The organism is Staphylococcus simulans (assembly GCF_003043455.1).
Taxonomy (GTDB): Bacteria; Bacillota; Bacilli; order Staphylococcales; family Staphylococcaceae; genus Staphylococcus; species Staphylococcus simulans_A.
Window position 1 is genome coordinate 1 of the sequence record NZ_PZGG01000090.1, and the last position, 6116, is coordinate 6116.

The 6116-nt window shown below is 33.6% G+C and carries 6 protein-coding genes and 1 pseudogene; 2 read left to right on the plus strand and 5 right to left on the minus strand.

The window, feature by feature from the left end:
* Nucleotides 1-162: 162 nt before the first annotated feature.
* The gene (locus BU038_RS11550) at nt 163-1086 is read right to left on the minus strand and encodes an HlyD family efflux transporter periplasmic adaptor subunit (protein ID WP_107606140.1); all 924 of its coding nucleotides are present in this window, start codon (nt 1084-1086) and stop codon (nt 163-165) included.
* A 320-nt stretch (nt 1087-1406) separates the two neighbouring features.
* Here BU038_RS11550 and BU038_RS11555 point away from each other — a divergent pair, with 320 nt between their 5' ends.
* Nucleotides 1407-1631, plus strand: a complete 225-nt coding sequence (locus BU038_RS11555; protein WP_107606141.1) for a hypothetical protein — start codon at nt 1407-1409, stop codon at nt 1629-1631.
* Nucleotides 1632-1683: 52 nt separating this feature from the next.
* On the opposite strand, the gene BU038_RS11560 is transcribed toward BU038_RS11555, so the two are convergent.
* On the minus strand, nt 1684-1896 hold the full coding sequence (locus BU038_RS11560) for a DUF2922 domain-containing protein (protein ID WP_107606142.1): 213 nt from the start codon (nt 1894-1896) through the stop codon (nt 1684-1686).
* A gap of 15 nt (nt 1897-1911) precedes the next feature.
* Nucleotides 1912-2115: a hypothetical protein gene (locus BU038_RS11565; protein WP_107606143.1), complete on the minus strand. Its 204-nt coding sequence runs from the start codon at nt 2113-2115 to the stop codon at nt 1912-1914.
* Between the two features lie 304 nt (nt 2116-2419).
* Here BU038_RS11565 and BU038_RS11570 point away from each other — a divergent pair, with 304 nt between their 5' ends.
* Nucleotides 2420-4468 (plus strand): cation:proton antiporter, encoded by a 2049-nt coding sequence (locus BU038_RS11570; protein WP_107606144.1) that lies wholly within the window; start codon nt 2420-2422, stop codon nt 4466-4468.
* Between the two features lie 106 nt (nt 4469-4574).
* Here the strand turns inward: BU038_RS11570 and lif are convergent, their stop codons facing one another.
* Both lif and BU038_RS12440 read right to left on the minus strand, forming a co-directional pair.
* Nucleotides 4575-5816 (minus strand): lysostaphin resistance FemAB family serine transferase Lif, encoded by a 1242-nt coding sequence (lif, locus tag BU038_RS11575; RefSeq protein WP_107606145.1) that lies wholly within the window; start codon nt 5814-5816, stop codon nt 4575-4577.
* 122 nt (nt 5817-5938) lie between these two features.
* Nucleotides 5939-6033: pseudogene (locus tag BU038_RS12440) on the minus strand.
* Nucleotides 6034-6116 lie beyond the last annotated feature (83 nt).

Consider the following 6116-nt stretch of genomic DNA (forward strand, 5'->3'; position numbering starts at 1 on the left):
TATAAATTGAAATTTTAGTGTGTAAAAGAAGTCTATATAGAAAGAATAAAGTGAGTATTGTTTAAAAAATATGACATCGTCCAACGAGAGCTAAACGTAAGGTGACGTCGGCAGCGTCAGCTGTTTATAAGAGACTTGATATGGGTTAATTATATAAGAACTCTAGTTTAATGTGAAGTTTTTGGGTTGAGCAATAACTTTTTCTCCCGGTAATAAACCTTCACTAATAATAACCATACCCGATTTTTCATGGTATTTAATAATTCTTTTAACCATTTGTTCATTTCTTTTAATTAATATTGCGTTATTATCATATAGCACGTCCTTTGGAAGGGCAATTAAGTGCGTAGGAATCGTAATTTGAAAATGGTTTCCTACAGGTATGATACCGTTAGTAGAAATTTGAACTTCGTAGTACGATATGTTTTTTTCGCTCTTTTTAACATCAGGATATTGACTGATTTTCAAAATTTTACCTTTAAAAGCTTTCGTTGTTTGTGTTTTGATTTCAACAGTTTGATTAAGTTTTAATTGTTTGAAATCAGTTTCAGCGATATAAGCTTTAATTATGCGCTTCGGACTATGGATTTGCGCAAACAATTGGTGTGCCTTACTTGGATGTTTATCTATGATGTGTACAATGCCTTCTGTCATACTGAAGACTTGTGTTCTAAGTCCAAGCTGAATGCGATCATATTCTTGTTCCAAATAAGTATGCATATTCAGGAAGTTTTGACGATGCTGATGACTATCTAAAGCGTTTAAATGCTTACGTACAGCGGTTAATTGTTGTTCAAGTGTTTTATTATAATACTCGAACAATGGCTGATCTTTTTTTATCGTTTTACCTTCAGAACTATACCAGTCGTGGATGCTTCCCATACGAGCATCATAGTAAAAGGATTGTGTTGTTTCAGCAGATTGGATACCAGTAAATTGAATCGGTCGGTTATAGGTTGCGGTGTACGTTTTTACGTTTTGAGTTGCCTGAAGTGTATAATGTCGGAATGCGGCATATAATCCGACGGCAGTTGCGCTTAAAAGGAGAAGAAGTATTAAGGCAATCAACCAGGGGTGTTTAAACAAAATTATGCTCACCTCATCTTATTTAATTTTCAAGTAATTATACAATAAAAATAATGGTTGGTGCAACGCCTAAAATAATTATCTTGTCTCATATTTTAAATAAATATAAAAAAAGTAGAAAAATAACACAAACACACTGAAAAACGACAAATATCAACTTAACATTGTTGCGCTCGGTGTTAAGTAAAAGGTAAAATGAGTCACTTTTTATTTGTAAATTGTAAAAGTTGTAGATTTTTTTGAAATATCAATATATAATTTGTTGAAACGAGATGTTTTACATAAAGCGATTTATGAAAAGTGAAAAAGGGGGGCGCATCATGACAAAAATGACGATTATTCGGGTGTTAGACGAGGAAACATTTTTTATAGATGCAGGACATAGTTCTTGTATTAAACCGCACCAATTTATAGAAGTATTGAACGCTAAACATTCATATAAAAATTTAGCGCAAGTCGTGGATGTTTATGATGATTATGCTTTATGTAGAAAGTTGGGAAGTAACCGTGTGTTTTTCGGAGATGTGATTCAACCGAGGCAATAATCAAAAATAGCCGAGTTTACTCAAAATTTTGAGCAAACTCGGCTATATTTAATTAGAAAATAACGTGTGTTTCTTTTTCAACAATTTGTGCACCTTTAATCGCAATAATTTTACCTGATGGAGGATTTAATACATTGCTTTCTAATAAAGTGCTCATCGCATTACGGATAGATTCTTCAGATACTTGTTGTTTAATATCTGGGACTTGGAACTTGACGGGCTTGTGTGCTTCATTGATATAAAGCAATTCTAATGATTTTGTCATAATCTGATTCTCCTTTTATAAAGTTTCTACTGTTGTGACTTCAATGTTGTCGTATGTTTCACCTGTTAATTTTTCAATAGCTGATTTGAAGCTGTTTAATTGTGCTTCAGTGCTTTGTGGGTTTAAACGGGCGAATCGACGACGTTTGATAACTGGTTTTGCTTCTTTTTGGTCTTCGACACGAATAAGTGTCACTGCAAGATCTTTGATTGTTTTCATTTTTGTTCACCTCCTTGCTCACTCTATATATCGAAATTTCCAGAAAAAAAGCACACCCTTTTTTAAAATTAATTTCAAAAACTTTTGAAGGTAGGTGCTATGGGGTATTTAAATGTGTATATAAGGCTTCTTTTGCCAATTAAATTAATTGTAGTTACGTCTATGAGTTACTGAAGTTTTTAGAATAGATTTCACACAATTGATTATAGTATTATTAAACATAGACACTTGATATATGAGCGAAATCTTCAACAATCAGAAGATAGATATATGAAGTACATACAACAAAGAAAGAGGTGACGCTGTGGAAATTATTGAAGGTCTTTTGGTCTTTATAGCAGCAATTATTTTAAGTTCATTAATCCATTCATTATTTCTTCCTAAAGTACCACTAGCGTTTATCCAAATCATTTTAGGAGCGCTGATCTTTTTAACGCCAATTCCGGTGAACTTCAGATTTGATACAGAAGTATTTATGGTTGCGCTGATCGCACCTTTATTATTTATTGAAGGGGTTAATGTTTCGCGAGTGAGCTTGAAGCGCTACATTAAACCAGTAATGATGATGGCGTTAGGTCTAGTATTTACAACAGTGATAGGGGTAGGATTCTTTATTCACTGGGTATGGCCGAGTTTACCAATGCCTGCAGGCTTCGCTTTAGCAGCGGTATTATGCCCGACAGATGCAGTAGCGGTATCGGCGATTACAAAAGGAAAGATATTACCTAAAGGATCAATGACAATTTTAGAAGGAGAGTCATTATTAAATGATGCGGCAGGTATCATTTCATTCAAAATTGCTGTAGCAGCACTGATTACAGGCGCATTTTCTATTACAGATGCGATTGGTCAGTTCTTCATTACTTCAGTCGGCGGTTTAGTTATTGGTCTGATTGTAGGTATTATCTTAGTTCGTTTACGCATTGTATTGGCACGTAAGGGCGTAGAAAGTAACAACATGTTTGTATTCATTCAGTTATTGACGCCATTTGTGTCATATCTTGCGGCGGAAGTCTTCCATGCATCAGGTATTATTGCGGCAGTGATTTCAGGGCTGGTTCATGGTTTTGAGCGTGATCGTATTAATCAAATCAGTAACCAGTTGAAATTAAGTTATACACAAACATGGAACTTATTGAGTTATGTATTAAACGGCTTTGTATTTGTCATTTTAGGTTATATCGTACCTGAAACAGTCAAAAATATAATAAAAACTGAACCTCAAAACCTAGTCTTTTTACTAGGAATTACAGGTTTGATTGCCTTAGCAGTATATGTCTTTCGTTTCTTATGGGTGTACGTATTATATCCTTATTTCTACTTGCCAGTCAGTCCATTCCAACGTGCAATGAATGATGGTGAAAATAAAGAACAAGGAGAAACGAAACCTAAACGTAGTAAATACGCGATGATTATGACCTTGTGCGGTGTACATGGAACAATTTCATTAGCCATCGCTTTGACATTCCCTTATATGCTTGGGGAACATACATCATTTGTTTATCGAAATGACTTACTCTTTATTTCTGCAGGTATGGTGGTCTTAAGTTTAATTATTGCGCAAGTGTTATTACCGCTTCTCACACCAGTAGTAAAAAAAGCCAAAGTCGAAGGCATGACTTTCAGAGAAGCCCGTATCTACATCCTTGAACAAACCATTGACTACTTAAGAAGACATGCCACACCTGAAACATCGTTCAATTATGGTAATGTCATTAAAATCTATCATGATCGTATCGCATTTATGAAAGTAATTGACGATGATGATGAAAATTCTAGAGAACTTGAACGGTTACAAGGGATTGCGATTGATACAGAAACAGAGACATTAAATGAGTTGGTGAAAGAAGGCAGAATTACGCAAAGTGATTTTGATAACTATATGCGATATGCTGAACGTACACAAGTGTACCGTCAAGCTTCGTTAATTCGCAGAATCATTATGCGCATCAAAGTAGCAATTTTAAGACGTCGTGTACGTGTACAAACGAACGCATCATCTTCATTAGATGTGGAACAAAACTTAAAAGAAATCTCAAATATCATGCGCATTGTTCACTATAATGTGGTCAGACGTTTAACAAAAGAAGCCAATGCTGATAATAAATTAGAAATCGGCACAATTTGCGATAGTTATTTAATGCGTTCTGATAACCTGACAGCTTCTAATATCTTTTCTAATAAGCCGAACAATCGTAATAATGTCGCTAGAATCAAACTCAATGCTTTACGTGAACAACGTCATATTCTGAATGAATTAGTTGAAGACGAAGAAATCAGTGAAAAAACAGCTTTAAAATTACGTGAAGCAATTAACTACGATGAAATGGTCTTAGTGGATCGTTTAACATAATTATCAAAATAAAGCGCAGTCTGAAAAACAAAACAGACTGCGCTTTTTACATATTGAAATACGTTGAACTACCTGAAGGAACTAGATAGTTGAGAATGGTTAACTTTTATTTATTTAACAGTTGATAGATCTTGTAAAAGAAAGGTTTAATCGGTTTAATGAAATCTCCGATATATTCTTCGACATGGGCGTTAAAGCCTTCTTTGAATTTTTGAACACCGAAATCTTCAGCTTCTTCACTAAAATCTCCGGTAATACCGTAAAAGTTATAACGGTCAATGCCTTTGTTTTTCGCAAATTGAATCATATCCCATTGGAGTCTATACGCACCCATGTAGGCATTATACTTAGGGTTTGAGCCACTGGATAAATAGTAAACCTCATGAGGATTATAGATATAATAAGCTGCAGCTAAGTCTAAAACAGGGCCGTCTGTTTCCATTAACGTTTTCGTTTCATTCATTTTTCGTTCTTGGGCAGCTAATTGTTTTTGGTATTGCTCATATTTATTTTTGTTTTTCTTAGAATTAGGATTTTCTTTTAATGTTGCTTGAACATTTTCGAGATTTGTATTTAACTCAGTGATTTTAGCTTGTTGTGCCTCTAATAATTCTTCTAAATCAATGTATGCGAGCTTTAACATACTATTATCAGCGTAAGTTTTCTGCATTTTTTCAAAATAGCTTTGATCTCTGAATTTAAAGCCGTGTTTTTCTTCAGCCATTCTAAACAATCTAAAGAATCTATCAGTTTCATCAATCGATAAGTTGCGCACTTTCACCTGCATTTCATAGGTTTTCTTAATGTTACGGCGCGTTTGATAATCCATTTCTTTTAACAGTTGTTTTTCATCTTTGTTTTTTAAGTTTAAAACAGACAACCATCTGATTTGGCTAGTTTGAGAATAACCTGTGGTAAACCCTTGGTGACGATAACCTAATAGATCCATGATATTCATAAAAGTTTCGTTGTCATAAGATTCGAGGATGTCTCCATTACAGCTACGAATATTTTCTAAAAGATACGGGTCTGTTAAAACATATAAGCAGTTATGCTTTTTTAGATATGTAGTTAAGTTTTCATAAAAAAATCTGACTAACTCATGGTCTTTAAAGTTCATGACTGGACCACGATGTGTATAAAAATATTTAAAGAACTTTAAACAACGTGCCTCAGTCAGTAAACAAGCAGCTAACACTTCACCTGTTTCATTTTTCACACCAACTAAATGTACATTATTTTGATGTTCATTTTGATAATTGAAATGTGAGGAAGATTGGGTATAATGTGATGCATTTTCATTAACAAAATTTTCGAATTCTTGAACGTTTAACTTAGAAAATTTCAAAAAAAGACCTACTTTCATATAGAGTTTTTTAAAACTGATTAAATACACACAAAAAAATCGATTGACCAAGTAACTCAAATTGTTAACTTATCAATCGATATTAATATTGTTTAAAAACTAAGCGGAGGGATAAGGATTCGAACCAACGCAAGCACTGACGTGCTCCTAATTAATAAATGAATATCAATCCCCTTAAACCAGGCTTGGGTATCCCTCCATGAATGTGCAATTTAATTATATCGTTTTTTTTTTTTTTTTTTTTTTTTTTTTAGGTAGTAAAAAGAATTTAATTTAAATTTT